The organism is Indibacter alkaliphilus LW1 (assembly GCF_000295935.2).
GTDB classification, from domain to species: Bacteria; Bacteroidota; Bacteroidia; order Cytophagales; family Cyclobacteriaceae; genus Indibacter; species Indibacter alkaliphilus.
Window position 1 is genome coordinate 1 of sequence record NZ_ALWO02000009.1, and the last position, 1,423, is coordinate 1,423.

The 1,423-nt window shown below is 43.3% G+C and carries 1 protein-coding gene; it reads left to right on the forward strand.

Annotated features, from left to right (window positions below):
- Nucleotides 1–171: 171 nt before the first annotated feature.
- Nucleotides 172–1,377 carry an IS256 family transposase gene (locus tag A33Q_RS01225; protein ID WP_009036495.1) on the forward strand — a complete coding sequence of 402 codons (1,206 nt, stop codon included), beginning with the start codon at nt 172–174 and terminating at the stop codon, nt 1,375–1,377.
- The last annotated feature ends 46 nt before the right edge of the window (nt 1,378–1,423 follow it).

A 1,423-nucleotide genomic window follows, 5' to 3' on the forward strand; every position in this document is an offset into this window, starting at 1 on the left:
TATGACAAAAACTGTGTAAGTTGGTTTAGCTACTTACGAAGTTAAAGTTATACCTCGAAATTCTCAGTGTGATTTAGAAGAAATCGCACAGAGAATTTGAGGAACCCGCGGTAGGCGAATACCCGATCTGTGTGTGGACAATTTCTTACCTTTAACACACAGATTGCAAAAATGAAAAAAGAAGATCTATTAAATGATGATTTCCTCAAGCAGTTCAAGACTGCAGGGGAGCTCAATTCCTTTCTTCAACAGCTTCAGAAAAGAGCTGTCGAGAAAATGCTTGAAGGCGAGTTAGATGCCCATCTTGGTTATGAAAAGCATCAGAACTCCGATAATTCCAATTCAAGAAATGGCCATTCCAGCAAAACAATAAAGAACTCCTTTGGAGAAGCTGAAATCAAAGTTCCAAGAGACCGGGACGGCAGCTTTGAGCCTGCCCTTGTGCCCAAACGCAAAAGTATGGCAGAGGGCGTTGAAAACGTGATCATATCCATGTATGCCAAGGGAATGTCAAACCAGGACATCGAAGAGCAGATCCGGGAGCTTTATGACATCAATGTATCCACTTCCACCATCTCAAGGGTTACCAGTGCCGTAGCGGAGGATATTGTTGCATGGAGAAACAGGCCGCTTGACCCTGTATACCTGATCGTTTGGATGGATGGTATATCCTTCAAAGTCAGGGAGAACTCCAAAGTAGTCAATAAGACCGTTTATATTGCTGTTGGCCTCAGAACTAACGGCCTCAAAGAGATACTCGGCCTTTGGCTTGGTAAGAATGAATCTTCCGCTTTCTGGATGGGGGTACTCACTGACCTGAAAGCCAGAGGGGTTGAAGATATTCTCATAACAGCAACTGATAACCTGAACGGGTTTACTGATACAATAAAGGCCTCCTTCCCTCAGTCCGTCACCCAGATATGTGTTGTCCATCAGATCAGAAATGCATGTAGATATGTCGTATGGAAAGACCGTAAGGCCTTTACAAGGGATATGAAGGAAATTTATACTGCCCCTACCAAGGAGGCTGCATGGGCTGCTCTTAACGATTTTGCCAAAAAATGGGACTCCAAATACTCCTATGCCATCAAAAGCTGGAGGGACAACTGGGACGAACTCACCGTCTTCTTCGATTACCCCGCTGAAATCCGTAAAATCATCTATACCACCAACCTGATTGAAAACCTGAATGGAAAGATCAGAAAATACACCAAAAACAAGCTCTCTTTCCCTACAGATGATGCTGTTATGAAGTCTGTTTTCCTCGCTGCAAGAGAAGCATCGAAAAAATGGACTATGCCCATTCGAGACTGGGGCACTATTCTTAACAGTTTCCTGCTTATATTTGGTGATAGGGTCAGGCTTCTTGAAACCTGACCATAAATTCATAATTTAAAGTTTACACACTTATCGGGATAGTGTC

Bases quoted from the DNA above. Each gene is read 5' to 3' on its own strand.
- A33Q_RS01225 (WP_009036495.1), top strand. From the start codon at position 172: ATGAAAAAAGAAGATCTATTAAATGATGATTTCCTCAAGCAGTTCAAG.